The 14,816-nt window shown below is 70.2% G+C and carries 18 protein-coding genes; 11 read left to right on the top strand and 7 right to left on the bottom strand.

The window, feature by feature from the left end; translation table 11 throughout:
• Positions 1–7 precede the first annotated feature (7 nt).
• The 4 genes from LP52_RS20905 (at position 8) to LP52_RS20890 (ending at position 3,146) form a co-directional block, all read left to right on the top strand.
• Positions 8–904: an SDR family NAD(P)-dependent oxidoreductase gene (locus LP52_RS20905; RefSeq protein ID WP_052810083.1), complete on the top strand. Its 897-nt coding sequence runs from the start codon at positions 8–10 to the stop codon at positions 902–904.
• 189 nt (positions 905–1,093) lie between these two features.
• Positions 1,094–1,357 (top strand): phosphoribosyl-ATP diphosphatase, encoded by a 264-nt coding sequence (locus LP52_RS20900; protein WP_040276055.1) that lies wholly within the window; start codon positions 1,094–1,096, stop codon positions 1,355–1,357.
• An 83-nt stretch (positions 1,358–1,440) separates the two neighbouring features.
• On the top strand, positions 1,441–2,295 hold the full coding sequence (hisG, locus tag LP52_RS20895; RefSeq protein ID WP_040276054.1) for an ATP phosphoribosyltransferase: 855 nt from the start codon (positions 1,441–1,443) through the stop codon (positions 2,293–2,295).
• Positions 2,296–2,465: 170 nt separating this feature from the next.
• Positions 2,466–3,146, top strand: coding sequence for a spermine/spermidine synthase domain-containing protein (locus LP52_RS20890; protein ID WP_238581021.1), 681 nt, complete (start codon positions 2,466–2,468; stop codon positions 3,144–3,146).
• 46 nt (positions 3,147–3,192) lie between these two features.
• Here the strand turns inward: LP52_RS20890 and trxA are convergent, their stop codons facing one another.
• Positions 3,193–3,576, bottom strand: coding sequence for a thioredoxin (gene trxA, locus LP52_RS20885; protein ID WP_040276052.1), 384 nt, complete (start codon positions 3,574–3,576; stop codon positions 3,193–3,195).
• 327 nt (positions 3,577–3,903) lie between these two features.
• On the opposite strand from trxA, the gene LP52_RS20880 reads away from it, so the two are divergent.
• Positions 3,904–4,302, top strand: coding sequence for a YidH family protein (locus LP52_RS20880; protein ID WP_052810093.1), 399 nt, complete (start codon positions 3,904–3,906; stop codon positions 4,300–4,302).
• A gap of 80 nt (positions 4,303–4,382) precedes the next feature.
• Positions 4,383–4,718 carry a DUF202 domain-containing protein gene (locus LP52_RS20875; protein WP_040276088.1) on the top strand — a complete coding sequence of 112 codons (336 nt, stop codon included), beginning with the start codon at positions 4,383–4,385 and terminating at the stop codon, positions 4,716–4,718.
• A 110-nt stretch (positions 4,719–4,828) separates the two neighbouring features.
• On the opposite strand, the gene LP52_RS20870 is transcribed toward LP52_RS20875, so the two are convergent.
• The 3 genes from LP52_RS20870 to LP52_RS20860 form a co-directional block, all read right to left on the bottom strand.
• On the bottom strand, positions 4,829–5,824 hold the full coding sequence (locus LP52_RS20870) for an NAD-dependent epimerase/dehydratase family protein (protein WP_040276051.1): 996 nt from the start codon (positions 5,822–5,824) through the stop codon (positions 4,829–4,831).
• A 69-nt stretch (positions 5,825–5,893) separates the two neighbouring features.
• A complete protein-coding gene (locus tag LP52_RS20865; protein ID WP_157036418.1) occupies positions 5,894–6,607 on the bottom strand; it encodes a PIG-L deacetylase family protein in 714 nt (237 codons plus the stop codon).
• Positions 6,608–6,758: 151 nt separating this feature from the next.
• Positions 6,759–7,478: a WbqC family protein gene (locus tag LP52_RS20860; protein WP_040276049.1), complete on the bottom strand. Its 720-nt coding sequence runs from the start codon at positions 7,476–7,478 to the stop codon at positions 6,759–6,761.
• A 369-nt stretch (positions 7,479–7,847) separates the two neighbouring features.
• Here LP52_RS20860 and LP52_RS20855 point away from each other — a divergent pair, with 369 nt between their 5' ends.
• Together LP52_RS20855 and LP52_RS20850 are read left to right on the top strand one after the other, a co-directional pair.
• Entirely contained in the window at positions 7,848–9,455 is a 1,608-nt protein-coding gene (locus tag LP52_RS20855) for a glycosyltransferase (protein ID WP_040276048.1), read from the top strand.
• Between the two features lie 197 nt (positions 9,456–9,652).
• Entirely contained in the window at positions 9,653–10,078 is a 426-nt protein-coding gene (locus LP52_RS20850; RefSeq protein WP_040276047.1) for a DUF3817 domain-containing protein, read from the top strand.
• On the opposite strand, the gene LP52_RS20845 is transcribed toward LP52_RS20850, so the two are convergent.
• Positions 10,054–10,944 (bottom strand): SURF1 family protein, encoded by an 891-nt coding sequence (locus LP52_RS20845; RefSeq protein WP_084723373.1) that lies wholly within the window; start codon positions 10,942–10,944, stop codon positions 10,054–10,056. The two genes, LP52_RS20850 and LP52_RS20845, sit on opposite strands and share 25 nt — an antisense overlap.
• A gap of 941 nt (positions 10,945–11,885) precedes the next feature.
• On the opposite strand from LP52_RS20845, the gene LP52_RS20840 reads away from it, so the two are divergent.
• From LP52_RS20840 to LP52_RS20830, 3 genes are all read left to right on the top strand, one after another.
• Positions 11,886–12,374, top strand: coding sequence for a hypothetical protein (locus tag LP52_RS20840; RefSeq protein WP_238581020.1), 489 nt, complete (start codon positions 11,886–11,888; stop codon positions 12,372–12,374).
• Between the two features lie 98 nt (positions 12,375–12,472).
• On the top strand, positions 12,473–12,844 hold the full coding sequence (locus tag LP52_RS20835) for a hypothetical protein (protein WP_040276045.1): 372 nt from the start codon (positions 12,473–12,475) through the stop codon (positions 12,842–12,844).
• 117 nt (positions 12,845–12,961) lie between these two features.
• Positions 12,962–13,297, top strand: a complete 336-nt coding sequence (locus LP52_RS20830) for a helix-turn-helix domain-containing protein (RefSeq protein ID WP_040276044.1) — start codon at positions 12,962–12,964, stop codon at positions 13,295–13,297.
• 78 nt (positions 13,298–13,375) lie between these two features.
• Here the strand turns inward: LP52_RS20830 and LP52_RS20825 are convergent, their stop codons facing one another.
• Both LP52_RS20825 and LP52_RS20820 read right to left on the bottom strand, forming a co-directional pair.
• Positions 13,376–13,981 carry an ATP-dependent Clp protease proteolytic subunit gene (locus LP52_RS20825; RefSeq protein WP_040276043.1) on the bottom strand — a complete coding sequence of 202 codons (606 nt, stop codon included), beginning with the start codon at positions 13,979–13,981 and terminating at the stop codon, positions 13,376–13,378.
• Positions 13,978–14,706, bottom strand: a complete 729-nt coding sequence (locus LP52_RS20820) for a ClpP family protease (RefSeq protein WP_052810082.1) — start codon at positions 14,704–14,706, stop codon at positions 13,978–13,980. Before LP52_RS20820 ends, LP52_RS20825 begins: the two co-directional genes overlap by 4 nt.
• Positions 14,707–14,816: the final 110 nt, after the last annotated feature.

The raw sequence follows: 14,816 nt of genomic DNA, 5'->3' as shown, positions 1-14,816 counted from the left end.
AGCAGCCGTGAGCCAGACCGAGTCCAGGAACGAAACCGCGAGCACCTCCTCGGGCCGGGGAGCCCGGCACCGGCGCACCGCGCTGGTGACCGGCGCCTCGTCGGGCATCGGCGAAGCGTACGCGCGCCGACTGGCCCGCCTCGGATACGACCTCGTCCTCGTGGCGCGCCGCGCCGAACGTATCGAAGGGCTGGCGCGGGAGCTGACCGAGCAGCGCGGGGTTTCGGTCGTCGCCCTGCCGGCCGACCTCGCCGACGCCGACGACCTCGCCCGTGTGGAGGAGCGGCTGCGCGCCGACGGGACCGGCGATGCGGCGCCCGTCGACCTGCTCGTCAACAACGCGGGCATCGGCGGGGGAGGCGAGTTCGCCCAGCAGGAACCCGACGAGATCGACACCATGCTCGACCTCAACGTCCGCGCCGTGGTCCGGCTCGCCCGCGCGGTCGTCCCGGTGCAGATCGCCCGCCGCCGCAAGGCCGGTCTGGCCGAGGACGCCAAACCCCGCATGGGCGTCCTCAACATCGCCTCGATGGCCGGTGAGCTGGTGGCCAACCCCGGGGGCGCGGTCTACGGCGCCAGCAAGTCCTTCGTCCGGCTGTGGAGCGAGAGCGTGGCCGCGGAGGTCGCCGGTCTGGGCGTGCGCGTCACGGTCGTGCTGCCCGGCTTCGTGCGCACCGACATGACCAAGGGCGTACAGGAGAAGGGGCTGCCCGACATCGCGTTCGTGTCCAAGGAGCGTGTCGTCACCGAGTCGCTGCGGGCGTGGGCGGCCGACCGCAGCTCGGTCGTGCCCGGCGCGCAGTACAAGACCGTCGGCGGTCTGCTGCGGCTGATCCCCAGGGGGCTGTTCCAGACCGTCGCGCGCCGCGGCGGCTCCAAGGAGGCCGTGCCCCAGCCGGATTGAGCGCGTGGGTACGGCGCGGGTCCGGTGTCCGGGGCCGCCGGCGGTGTGCGCCGTCACACCGGCGGAGGTGTCCGCGCCGGTACCGCGGACGGTGCGGCCCCGGCGGCCCCGCCCTTGGCCGGTGCGGGGTCACGAGCGGGGGCGGGGGGCGCCTAGGCTAGGAGGGCACGCCGCTCGAGGAAAGTGATGATGAAGACCTTCGATGAGCTGTTCGCCGAGCTGTCCGAGAAGGCGCGTTCGCGCCCCGAGGGCTCGGGCACGGTAGCGGCCTTGGACGCGGGCGTGCACACCGTCGGCAAGAAGGTCGTCGAAGAGGCCGCCGAGGTGTGGATGGCCGCCGAATACGAGTCGGACGAGGCCGCGGCCGAGGAGATCTCCCAGCTGCTCTACCACCTCCAGGTGCTGATGCTGGCGCGCGGACTGCGCCTTGAGGACGTCTACCGGCATCTGTAGGCCGGTCCGGGCCGTTTCGTCCCCGTGGCCGGCCGCGTCCGTGCCCCTGCTCGAAGTCGACGCTCAACGAGGACATCCGCTTTATGGCTGACCAGCTCCGAATCGCCGTGCCCAACAAGGGCCAGCTCTCCGACCCCGCCAGCGACATGCTCCGCGAGGCCGGCTACCGCCAGCGCAAGGACTCCCGCGACCTGGTGATGGTCGATCCCGAGAACGAGACCGAGTTCTTCTTCCTGCGGCCCAAGGACATCGCCGTCTACGTCGGTGAGGGCATCCTGCAGGCCGGCATCACCGGCCGAGACATGCTCCTCGACTCCGGCGCGCCCGTGGAGGAGGCGCTGCCGCTGGGCTTCGGCGGCTCCACCTTCCGCTTCGCCGCGCCCGGCGGCTCCTCCATGACGGTCGAGGACCTCAAGGGCAAGCGGATCGCGACCTCCTTCGAGGGGGTGCTGGACCGCTACCTGCAGGAGAGGGGGATCGATGCGCGCGTCATCCACCTCGACGGCGCGGTGGAGAGCTCGATACAGCTGGGCGTGGCCGATGCCGTCGCCGACGTGGTCTCGACCGGGACGACGCTGCGCAACGCGGGACTGGAGCTGTTCGGCGAGCCGATCCTCACCTCCGAGGCCATCGTGATCCGCCCGCGCGGCGCCGAGAACGACCCCAAGATCGAGCAGCTGCTGCGCCGCCTGCGCGGCGTCCTAGTGGCGCGCGACTACGTGATGATGGATTACGACGTCCACGCCGAGCAGCTCGACGACGCCGTGGCGCTGACGCCCGGCATGGAGGGCCCCACGGTCTCGCCTCTGCACCGCGAGGGATGGGTCGCCGTGCGGGCCATGGTCCCGCGCTCCACCGCCCAGCGCATCATGGACGACCTGTGGCAGATCGGCGCCCGCGCGATCCTGGTCACCGACATCTACGCATGCCGGCTGTGACCGGCGACCGGGTGTAGCCGCCGAGCCTGCGGCCGTGCGGGCGCGGGTAGGATCCGCACCGGCTGGCGAGTACCGCCGACCCCGGTGGCCCGGCTAGGCGTCGACTCCGAGGAGGACCGGTGGACCGCGCTACGGCACCGCTCGCGGGATTCGAGGCGGAGCCGGCGGTCGTGGACAGAACCGTCGGGGCCACGGGCGGTGAACTGGTGCTGCGCCGGGCGGGCGAGCACTTCGAGATCATCAGCAACGGTGTGTTCCTGATGGACACCCGTGACGGCGCTTCCGAGCGCGAGATGGTGCGGGCCTGCCTGGCCGCCCTGCCCGACGCGCGCGGAGGTTCGGGCGTGCGCGTGGTGATCGCCGGCCTGGGCGTCGGCTTCTCCGCGCGCCGGGCGCTGGACGACCCGCGGGTCGAGCGTGTGCACGTGGTCGAGTTGGAACCCGCGGTGGTGGAGTGGCACCGCGGGCCGCTGCGTGCCGCCGCCGGCGATGTGCTCGCCGACCCCCGGTGCGAGACGGTCTGCGCCGACTTCACCGCCTGGCTCGCCGAAGCCGCCGAGGAGGCCGCGGCAGACGGGCCGTGGGCCGACGTGATCTGCCTGGACACCGACAACGGGCCCGACTGGACCGTGGTCGACGGCAACGACCGGCTCTACGAGCGCGCCGCACTGGTGCGGCTGCGACGGCTTCTGCGGCCCGGCGGCGCCCTCGCGTTCTGGAGCGCTATGCGCTCACCGGACTTCGCCGCACTGCTGGACGGCGAGTTCGGGTCCGTCGAGACGGTCGAGGTCCCCGCCCGGGCCGGCGAGCCCGACATCGTCTACCTCGTGCGGAAACCCGCCGCTGCATGACGAAGGGGGCGCACCCGAGCGGTGCGCCCCCTTGCCGTGCGGCGGTTCACTCGGCCTGAGCCTCGCCGTCGGCCTGCTGCTTCTCGATCTCCTTGCGGACCTCGTCCATGTCGAGATCGCGGGCCTGACGGATGAGGTCCTCCAGGCTCTCCTGCGGCAGGGCGCCCGGCTGGGCGTAGATCACCGTCTTTTCGCGGACCACCATCAGCGTGGGGATGGACTGGATGTCGAAGCTGGCGGCCAGCTCCTGCTGGTCCTCGGTGTCGACCTTGGCGAACACAAGGTCGTTGTGCTTCTCAGAGGCCTCTTCGTAGACCGGGGCGAACTGCTTGCACGGTCCGCACCAGGACGCCCAGAAGTCGATGAGAACGAAGTCGTTCTCCGTCAACGTCTCGTTGAAGTTGTCCTTGGTGAGTTCGATCGTGGCCACGAAGTCTCCTGGTGACGGGTCGGTTACGTGCTAACTCGTAGAGCGGTCCTGCCCGCTGATTTGTTCCACAAGCATCCGCTGCGGCACCGATGCGGGCGATTCGGCGACCTGGAAGCCCTGCATATGCCGACACCCCGCCCGCCTACCGCCACCGACCGACACTCTCACGGCCGTACGCGGAGTCCGACCCCGCCACCGTCGTCGACGGCGGCGTTCCGCAGCGCGAAGCCCTCGGCAATACCCCGTATCAATACCGGTTTGGGAGGAAAACGCCGAGGTCACTAGGGTCGTGGAGAGATGTTGATCGTGAACGACGGAAGGCGGGGGATGGCCGAGGGGAGAGATCCCTCCATAGGGGGACCGACAGACGCCGGTGCGGAGCGCTCGGGCGGGTCCCGGGGCGCCGAACCGGACTACCGCTTCACCCTCGCCAACGAGCGGACCTTCCTGGCCTGGATCCGCACCGCGCTCGCCTTGGTCGCCGGAGCCGTGGCGGTACTGCATCTGGTACCGCTGAAGTGGGATTCCGGAGTACGGCTGGCGGTGGGATTCGCACTCACCGGCCTCGCGATCGTCATCACCGTCTACGCGCCGCTGCGCTGGCTGCGGGTGCAGAAGGCGATGCGTCGCGACCAGGCGCTGCCCATGAGCGCGCTGCCGGTCATCACCGCTGTGGGAGTGGCGCTGGTGTGCGCCGTCGTACTGCTCGGGAACTACTGGTCGTGAGCGGATCCGCAGAGGACGGAAGCGGCGGCGCCGCCGAGCGGCCGCGCGGGCGGCGCGCCCGCGGATCCGGCGCCGACGGCCTGCAGGCCGAACGCACGCTGCTGGCCTGGCAGCGGACGCTGATCGTGCTCGTGGCGGTGGCGCTGCTGTACCTGCGCGACCCGCTGCTGCCCGGCGGCGCGCAGACAGGAGGCGAACCGCTGCACCGGCTGTTTCCGGTACTGGGTGTTCTGGCGGCGCTGGGTGTGCTGATCGTGCACCTGCGGCGGCGTTGGCGCATCACGGAGCACGGACTGCACGACGACACGACGGGCCGTCCGCCCGCACCCGTCGCCCGCCCGTGGGCGCTGGTGCTGATGAGCGCGGCCGCCTGCCTCCTGGCGGTCGCGGCCGCGGCGAGCGCGCTTCCGGCCTGACCTCCCTGCCGCGCGGATCGGCGGCTGATGCCCCGATGGGCGCCGGTAGGGCACCGAGGGGCCGGACAGCGGGTATCCGGCCCGGCGCTCTCGGGAAACGGCGTCAGAGGTCAGGAGGCCAGTAACGCGTGCCGTGGCGGTGGGGTGCCCGCGCGCTTGTACTCGATGATGGCCGTGATGATGTCGTCCAGCCGCCACTGCGGCTCGTAGCCGATGAGGTCGGCGGCCAGGCCGGTGTCGGGCATGCGCCGCCGCATGTCCTCATAGCCCTCGCCGTAGGCCTCCTCGTAGGGCACGTGGACCACCCCGCTGGTCGTCCCGGTCAGCTTGACCACGCGCTGCGCCAGGTCGCCGATCGAGATCTCCTCCAGCCCGCCGAGGTTCACGGCGCGGTTATGGGCCGCCGGGGTCTCCAGCAGCCGGCCCATGGCCGGGACCACGTCGAAGACCGAGCCGAAGCAGCGCCGCTGGGTGCCGTCGCCGTGGACGGTGATCGGTTCGCCTGCCAGCGCCTGGTCGACGAACCGGGGCACGACCATGCCGTAGCGTCCGCTCTGGCGCGGGCCGACGATGTTGAAGAACCTGGTGATGACGCAGGGAAGGCCGGAGTCACCACCGTGGACGTAGGCGACGAGTTCGTCGAGCCCCTTGGCCGCGGCGTAGGACCAGCGGCTCTTCAGAGGCGAGCCGAGGATGCGGTCGGCGTCCTCGGTGAGTCCGTCGGCGTCGTTCTTGCCGTAGATCTCGCTGGTCGAGGCGACGAGATAGCGGGCGTCGTGCCGCACCGCCGCCTCGACCACGTTCTCGGTGCCGTGCAGGTTGGTGCGCAGCGACTCCAGCGGCTTGTCCACGATGGTGTGCACGCCCACCGCCGCCGCCATGTGGAAGACGGTGTCGTGGGCGGCGACGACCTCGTCGACCAGCGCCCTGTCCAGGACCGACCCCTTCACCAGTTCGAAGCGCGGGTGCCCGTTGAGCTGCTCCAGGTTGGCCTCGGAACCTGTCGACATGTCGTCCAGGGCCACCACCTCGTGCCCTCGGGCGATCAGGTGGTCGCACAGATGCGATCCGATGAATCCGGCCCCGCCGGTCACAACGGCTTTCAAGTTGCCTCCCCAATCCAGGGTGCTCGTGGATACGCGGTTTCCGTTTGGCGGGGGCCGCCCGAGGTGTGCTCAGGCGAGCCAGCGCATCGCGTAGTAGCCCTCAGCGGATGCGACCCCGCATTGCATCCCGCGCAGTACGGCCAGGCTCTGCAGAGTGAGCTCGGACCGCGTGTGCGGGTGGTCGTGGCACTGGCTGCCGTACAGGCGCATGGCGGCGATCTTGGCGTCGAAGTCGGCTTGGCCGAGCTCGACGAGCATGTTGGGCGGGCCCGAGGGCTCCTGGCGCCACTGGTCGGCGGCCTCCTCGTAGGCCAGCACGAGGCCGGGATGGTGGCGGCGCCGGATGTCGGAGGGGCGCAACGCGGTGTGTACGGCCTCGGCCGCCGCCTGATGGTCCTGGTTGTAGCTGAGCTGGTGCGGAGCGATCACCACGGTGGGCTCGACGGAGGCGATGGAGAGCGGGCTGTTCCGTTCGACGGTGTTGGCGATCTCGAAGCGCGGGACCGCGTCGAGACGCAGGTGGTAGTCGTCACCGGGGAAGGCGATGTGCCAGTCGTCCCAGCGGTAGTGGTCGGCTACCGCCTTGATCTCGCCCACGCGCTCGTTGGCGGTGGAGAAGCCCCTTTCGGAGACGTCGGCGGTGTCGCCGACGGTCAGGAACTGCACATAGACCTCGGCTCCTGCGGCCCTCGCCTTGTGCAGAAGGCCGCCGCAGCCCAGGACTTCGTCGTCCGGGTGCGGGGCGATGACCAGGAGGCGCTGTTTGGACCAGTCGAACATGATGCGGCGCCCTTCATGGGGGATTCCGGAGATTACGCGGTGTCGGGGCCGGTGCTTCGCGGAGCGGTGTCTCGCGCGGCGCGGTCGGCTCGGCGGATTCGTGCTGCTCGGGCTGTGCGAGGTGGGACGGGAGCCGGAACCGGCAGGCGGAGGGTCAGCCGCCGGTGTCGCGTGTGCGGGTGCTGCGCAGAATGCGCAGGGCGTCGGCGGGGCCGGCGTTGACGAGCAGGTCCAACGCAGCCATCCGGGGCAGGAACTCCTCGCCGGCGCGGTTGTGCTGGGTGTAGGCGGGGTGGTGGAACCGCTGCCACTCCACCCCGACGCCGTAGCGGTCGAAGACCGCACTGTCGACGTAGTCGCGCGCGCCGTCGCCGGAGAGCATGGTGGTCGCGCCGGTCTTCGCGGCGAGCTGGGCGAGCAGCTCGCTCTTCTGGCCCGGGAACTCGCCGAGCTCGCTCGCGCGCACCACGGGCGTGTCGATCCCGAACCCGTCGAGCGCGGTGCGCATCGTGGCCATGGCGAGGTCGGCCAGGCTCTCCCACTCCCGGTCGTAGACGCTCAGAATCCCTCCGCGGAACTCCGGCCAGAACGGTGCGCCGCTGTAGCAGTGCTCTTCGAGCGTCCGGCGGTGCTTTTCCTGCCATGGGTGGGAGTTGTCGATCTTCTTATCGATGATTCGTTCGCCCCGGTTGCGTTGCAATACCGGAACGCTAAGCAGGACGGGACCGCTCTTCGTGGCGACGTAGTTGCGGTTCTGCCACCCCCGGCGCTCGTATTGGACATGATCGAGAACGACAAAGAGGTCACTCTGATCCGCCTTGTCGATGAGTCCCAGCCACGGCAGGTAATGGGGCTGGTGCATGGCGACGCGCACTGCGGTTCCTCTCCGAGGCGGCTTCGGCACGTGGAGTGGTGCTGACCAGGGCGGATTCCGCGGCGTCGGACCCGCTAGCGGATGCTGGGCCGGTGCGATCCGGACGTGTGGGCGGGGGAAGACTGATACCGGTTGAATCCGGCGTGGAATACGAAGAAACTACGGACATCGGGTCGTGTTGCTGGCCGGCTCCCTCCGGTATTGCATCAACGGGCACCCCCGACCGCAAGTACATGCCTAGGATTCGTGTGGCCTGGTTTGGCCGCCGAGTTCGGTGAACTCAACCGAACTCGGGAACGTCAACACAACGCCGGTTCTCGCCACCGCCGTCGGTCGAACACCCCGAATCCACTGCCAGGAGGACAACCCGTGCGTACGGCGCGTTTCATCGGAAGTTGGCTCGCCGGGGCGATCGCCCTGACGCTGGCCGTGGCACTCTTCGTGCAGTGGTTGCGGTTCGTCCTCGACTCCGCGCTCGCGGCGGCTCCGATGCCGCTCCTCCTCGGCATGGCGTTCGGGGTCAACCTGTTCGTGTGGAGCCTGGTGGGCGCCGTGCGCCTGGGCGACGACTCGGTGCGCGGGCTCAGAGCCCGGCGCAGCGGCAGAGGCAGGCATCGGGGGATCGAGCGCCGGCGCGCGGCCGCCCGCAGCGCCGGGTCCGCCGTACCCGCCGAGGCGGTCGGCGCGGCCGGCGAGGACCGGGTCCTGGTGCGCTCGCGCACGGCTCCCGGCACGGGCGGCGGCGCGGGAACGTCCGATCCGGCGCCCGCCGGCGGGCCGCCCGCAGCGGCCGGGGCGGCGCCGGCGCCGAACGCGCCCGCCGGCAGTGTCGCGGCCGACTCCGAGCACCTCAGGCTGGCCGTGGTGATCCCCGCGCACAACGAGGAGCCCGTGATCGACGCCGCTATCACATCGGCGCTGCGGCTGTTCGACCGCTGGGACATCTTCGTGGTCTCCGACAGCTCCCGCGACGCCACAGCCGACATCGCCGCCGAGACCGGTGTCAACGTCCTGGAGCTGCTGACCAACCGCGGCAAGGCCGGTGCCATCGAGGCGGTCATCGACGAGTTCGGGCTGACCGAGCACTACGATGGCGTTGTCATCCTCGACGCCGACACCGAACTCGACAGCGGTTACGTCGAGGGCGCCCGCCGCCAGCTGGGCGACCCCGGCGTCGCGGCCGTGGCGGGATTCGTCGTGGCCGAGTGGAAGCCCAAGCAGCGCACGGTCGTGGGCCGGATGATCTCCGCCTACCGCGACCGCCTCTACTGGCTCCTGCAGTACCTGATGCGCTTCGGCCAGACCTGGCGGCACACCAGCGTCACGTTCATCGTCCCCGGCTTCGCCAGCGTGTACCGCACCCGCGCCCTCAAGGGCATCGACATCAACCCCAAGGGCCTGGTGATCGAGGACTTCAACATGACCTTCGAGGTGCACCACAAGCGGCTCGGGCGTATCTCCATGCGCTCCGACACCAAGGCCTACTGCCAGGACCCCTTCACCTTGGGCGACTACGTCAAGCAGGTGCGGCGCTGGACCCTGGGCTTCTGGCAGACGGTGCGCCGGCACGGGATGTGGCCGAGCCTGTTCTGGTTCGCGCTGTTCTTCTACATCCTGGAGGTGGTGGTCGTCTCGCTGCTGTTGCTGGTCACGGCCCTGCTGGCCCTCTTCGTCCTCGTTCCGCCGCTCACCGGCGGCGCGGTGCTGGACATCGACGCCTACGCCGGCGCCTACGGTGCGGTCACGGCGGTGCTGCCGCTGACCACGATCCTCATCGGGCTGTTCGTGCCCGACTACATCCTGACCTGCGTGCTGGCGACCGTCCGGCGGCGGCCCAGCTACCTGGTCTACGGGCTGTTCTTCCTGCCGATGCGCATCCTCGACGCCTACCTGACGCTGCGCACGGCGCCCCAGGCGTGGACGACCCGCTCCGACGGCCGCTGGCAGAGCCCCACGCGGGATTCGGGCGTGCTGTAGGGATCGGTTCCGGCGGACTGAAACCGGGTGCCGGACGCTGACGGAGTGTGAGGTGCCCCGCATCCGCGGCGCTCACCACGGCGCTTAGGCTCGATTCGGGTCCGCAGTGCGGCATGCGCTGCGAGCACCGCGAACATCATCGGGCGGCGCCCGCCCCGGGGCGCCGTCTGCCGCCCGCCGACAGCACGAGGTGCCCTGTGGAGAAGAAGCGTCTGCCGTTCACCCTGTACCGCATCCTGGCCTATGTGACAGGCGTCTTCCTGCTGCTGCTCACGTTCGTGTCGATGCCGGCGAAGTACCTCGTCGGCGAGACCGCGCGGTTCTCGCTGGTCGGCGCGCCCGCAGGTACCGAGCAGCTCTTCGGCGACGATTCGGTGCTGATGCCGATCGTGGCCATTCCGCACGGCTACGTGTACATGGCCTATGTGCTCGTCGTGCTGTGGCTGGCGCTGGACCGGCGCTGGAGCGCTCTGCGGACGGTGGGGGTGGCGCTGGCCGGCACGGTCCCCTTCGCCGGGCTGATCATCGAGCACCGCTTGGCCACGGCGGAGAAGGCCGCCAGGCAGCCGCCGCGGGACGCGGCCGAGCGGGGAACCGGTCAGGTCCGGGCCACCGACACCTGATCGCCGTCTCCGCTGTCTTCGCCGGCGGGCGCTCGGCCGTCGGCGCCGCCGCTGTCGTTTCCGTCACTGTCGCCCTCGCCGCCGGGCGGATCGCCGTCGGCGGAGCCGCCCTCCTGCAGTGCGCGGCGCACCAGCGAAAGCCAGAAGACGACGACGGCGACGCCGAAGACCAGCCACTGGGCGGCGTAGCCCACGTTGCGCCAGTCCCACACGGTGCGCTTCGGCGGCTCGGGCGGGGGGATCTCCCGCAGTTCGGCGGCGGAACCACCGGACGCGGGGTCCTGCGGCCGCTGCTCGCCCAGCACGAGGTAGCCCTCGTAGAGCCTGTAGGGCCACTGGTTGACCAGCAGTGAGGGTGCGATCCGGGCGACGTGGTCCTCGGGGACGTCCATGGGGACGTAGCCCTCCTCGGCCTTGTCCGGCGGCAGCAGCCACCCGGTCACCGTCACCTCGCCCTCGGGCGGGGGCGCCACGCTCTGCGCGGAGTCGGCCGCGTTCTCGGGGAGCCAGCCGCGGCTGACGGCGATGGCCGTGTCCTCACCGGTGACGAGCGGCGCGACGACGTAGTAGCCCTTCTCGCCCTCGGGCGAGCGCGCGGGCGCCAGCCGCTGTCTTCCGGGGGCGTAGACGCCCGTCGCACGCACCGCCTGGTTGCCCTCGCTTTCGGACATGTAGGCGCCCGGCTCCAGCACCTCGCCCAATGGCCGCGCCTGGGAGAGCCGCTCCACCGGGTTGTCCACGACCTCCCGCGAGGGCTCCTGGGCACGCACGAACTGCCAGTACCCGGCCACCAGGCACACGGCCAGGGCAAGCACTGCCAGCAGATGCGTCCCGATCCATCCGGGTTTGACCAACACAGAGCGCACGATCCCAGGCTATGTCCGCCTCAGCGGCCCGCCGCTCCGCCCCCGGAACCACTGCGGACTTGACCTCGCGGGACGTGGCTTGGTTCGAGGGTTGAGCGGATATGGATATTACTTTAAGTAGTTCACTGTGACAGAGGGTTGTTACGGCAGGTCATAACCGGTAGTCTGGGTAACCAGAGCGAGAGGGAAAGCCGACTTGCGGCGAAGCTCTCCCGCCATAACTTAAGCCTTTAAAGGTCGCGACTCCAGGGGGGAGGAGTCGGCGACCGTTCCCAAGGCGAGGGCCGCATCCGTGATTTTGAGGGGGGACACGGAAGCGGCCCTCGCGTCATGTTCGGGGTGCTCCGCAGTGCGCACCGTCCGCGCTCCGGCGAGGAACCTCCGCGATGCCGCCGGGGCCGGGCCGGCTGCCACAGGGGGATCCGGGCCTCGGCCGCTTGCCGCCGCGAGGATCGCGGCAACGGGCGCGGCTCGCGCCGCGAACACTCCCGCCGGCGACCACCGCCACCGCAGGAGACGCTGCGCGCCGCGTACCGCTCCTTTCGCCACGCGCCTTCGACCGCGTCCGGGCCGTGGCCGCCCGCGTCGACGGGCGGCGAGCGTGTGCGGGGCGGTCTCTTCCCCTCTTCGCGGGACGGAAACCAGGGCTTCCGGGTCGGAAATCGCCGAATAAGGTCCTGAAAGGCACGTGGAATGCGAATCCGGGCGATCGGAGATTTTCATGTGATTCTCCGATTTCGAGGATCTGACCTGTAACTTCGCGCGTTCGCCGCGCTCGCGCCGAATGATCGGCGGCCGCAGGGCCGGGCGGAAGACTGAAAGGGCGAATCGCCAAAAAGCCGCGCGAACCGCACCTTTCCCTCTATCCTCTTCAGTGGTCGCAAGGTGCGGATCTCTCCGCGCCTTCGGTTCTGCTTGTTCCGTGCATGCGAAGGAGCGCCGTGATCGACCTGGATCAGCAGATGCGGGAGGTTCTCGGTCTGGACGGGGTACTGAGCGTCTGCCTCGTCCACTGGCGCGAGGGTCGCGCCCTCGCCTGCCACGGCGCCGACGACACCGCTCGGGCGGCGCAGACCTCGGCAGTCGTACGGGCCGTCGCGGAAGGCCCGCTTCAGCAGGGACGGACGGTGGAGGAGGTCGTCATCACCGATGGCAGCCATCACCTGATCTACACCGTGCTCGCCCATGCCGGCCTGTGCCTCCAGGTCCGGATGGACCGCGAGCGCGGCAGCCTGGGCCGCGCACTCCACCTGCTGCGGCGCCTGGCCGAAGAGGCGCAGCCGCCGATCCCCGAAATCCGCAGGAAGCGGGGGACGCCTGCGCCGGCCCCTGCCGCCACCGACGTCGAGCGCCCCGTCCTGATACGTGTTCTCAACGCCCTGCGGGAGCTGTCCGTCGGCAGCGCCCGGGTGGGCGAGGTGGTCGTTTGACCGGTGGAGCGAGGGCGCGCGGACAGGGCCGAGGACTGCGCCGCTGGATCGCCGAGCGGCCGGTGCTGCTCAGGTTCACCCACAGAAGAGAGAAGGATATGGCCAATATCGATTCCGGGCTCAAGGAAATGATGGAGATCGAAGGCGCGATCGGTGCCGCGGTCGTCGATTACGGCAGCGGCATGGCGCTGGGAACGCTTTCCTCCACCAACTCATTCGATCTCAATGTCGCCGCTGCGGGCAACACCGAGGTCGTCCGCGCGAAGATGCGGACCATCGAGCAGCTCAATCTCAACGAGGGGGTCGAGGACATCCTGATCACGCTGTCCTCGCAATACCACGTCATCCGCCCGCTCGCCAGCCGCAAGGGCCAGGGCCTGTTCCTCTACCTGGCCATGGACCGCACCCGGGCCAATCTCGCCTTGGCCCGCCACCGGCTGAAGTCGATCGAGGAGGAGTTGGAGGTCTGAATCTGCGCGGTTTTCTGCCCGCCGCAGAACGCGCAGGCGAGCGGTTCCGCAGTGATGGTCCTGCCGGAGCGGGCGGCGTAGTGTCGGATCTCCGGGAACGTGTCAGGGGAGGGCTCCATGGGCGAACAGGGCGCCGACGGCGACGAGCCGCTGATGCGCGACGTCATCGGGGGCGTGCTGCGCCGGGTCCGTCGGGAGCAGGGCCGCACGTTGCACGACGTCGCCGACCATGCGCAGGTGTCACTGCAATACCTGTCGGAGATCGAGCGCGGCCGCAAGGAGCCTTCCTCCGAGGTCCTGGCCGCGGTCTATCGGGCGCTGGGGCTGCAGCTGGTCGACCTGGTGGGCGGGCTGCACACCGAGCTCGCCCTCGCACCCGCGCCGATCGGCGGGGGCGCGGTGCAGCCGGCCGGGCCCGTCGGCGGTGCCCAGGCGGTCCTGCTGGCCGCCTGAGCCCCTGCGCCGTCAACATCGGGACGGCGCGCGGTAAGCAGGCGCCGCCCGCCGGTCGCGGGCGGCGCAGGCGTGTCCTCAGGCGAACGCGGGGGCGCGCCTTCCGGTGATCACGTGGTCGACCAGTCCGTATTCCTCGGCTTCCGGGGCCGTGAAGATCTTGTCGCGGTCGGTGTCGGCGCGCAGCCGCTCCACGCTCTGCCCGGTGTGCGCCGACAGGATTTCCTCGATCTCCGCGCGCACCCGCAGCACTTCGGCGGCCTGGATCTCCAGGTCGGCGGCCTCGCCCTGGCCTTCGCTGGAGGGCTGATGCAGCAGCACCCGCGAGTGCCCCAGCGCCATCCGCTTGCCGGGCGTCCCCGCGGCGAGCAGCACGGCGGAGCCCGATGCCGCCTGCCCCATGCAGACCGTGGTGACGTCGGAGCGCACGAACCGCATGGTGTCGTAGACGGCCGCCACCGCGGAGGTGGATCCGCCCGGGGAGTTGATGTAGAGGCTGATGTCGCGCTCGTCGTTCTCGTAGTCGAGGTGCAGCAGCTGGGCCATGGTCACGTTGGCCACCCCGTCGTCGATGGGCGTGCCCAGGAAGATGATGCGCTCCGAGAGCAGCCTGCTGAACACGTCGTAGGAGCGCTCGCCGCTCGCGGTGCGCTCGACCACCACCGGAACCGTGTACTGGCTCATTCCCGCTCCTCCTCCTGCTGCCGGGCGCCTGCCCCCTGCTGCTCGCGCGCCGACACCGCCGCCTGGGCGATCCCCGGCGCGTGCTCCGTGCCGAACCCGAAGCGCCGGGCGGTGTCGCCGCTCAGCTCGGCCACGCTCTCGACCACCTTGTCGACGAACCCGTACTCGCGCGCCTGCTCGGCGGTGAACCACGCGTCGCGGCGCTGGTCCTCGACGATGCGCTCGACCGGCTGGCCGGTATGCCGCGCGATGAGCTCCTGCAGGGTCTTTTTGGTGTAGGCGAGGTTCTCGGCCTGGATGGCGATGTCGGCCGCGGTGCCGCCCACTCCGCCCGAGGGCTGGTGCATCATGATCCGCGCGTTGGGCAGGCTGTAGCGCTTGCCGGGGGTCCCCGTGCACAGCAGGAACTGGCTCATGCTGCCGGCGAATCCCATGACCAGCGTGGACACGTCGTTGGGCAGAAACCGCATGGTGTCGTAGACGGCCATGCCGGCATGCACGGAGCCGCCGGGGCTGTTGATGATCAGAGTGATGTCGCGCTTGGGGTCCTCCTCGGCGAGCAGCAGCAGTTGCGAGCAGATCCGATTGGCGACCGCGTCGTCGACCTGGGTGCCCAGGACGACCAGCCGGCCGTGCAGCAGGCGCTCGGCGATCTGGTCGTCGAAGGGCGCTCCCCCGCCCTCGGCGGCGAGCCGTGGAAGCGTAGACGGAAGTGTGGAAAGCACTTCTCCTCCTCGTGGGGTATCGAAAGCCGGAACCCGACGGGTGGCCACCGCATCGCCCGGTCGAGTCCAGCCTGGGGCCCGCACCGGCACGGAATCGAGCGTTTCTGCCC

It is taken from the genome of Streptomonospora alba, assembly GCF_000826685.1.
GTDB classification, from domain to species: domain Bacteria; phylum Actinomycetota; class Actinomycetes; order Streptosporangiales; family Streptosporangiaceae; genus Streptomonospora; species Streptomonospora alba.
This window is presented reverse-complemented; position numbering and strand designations above follow the sequence as displayed.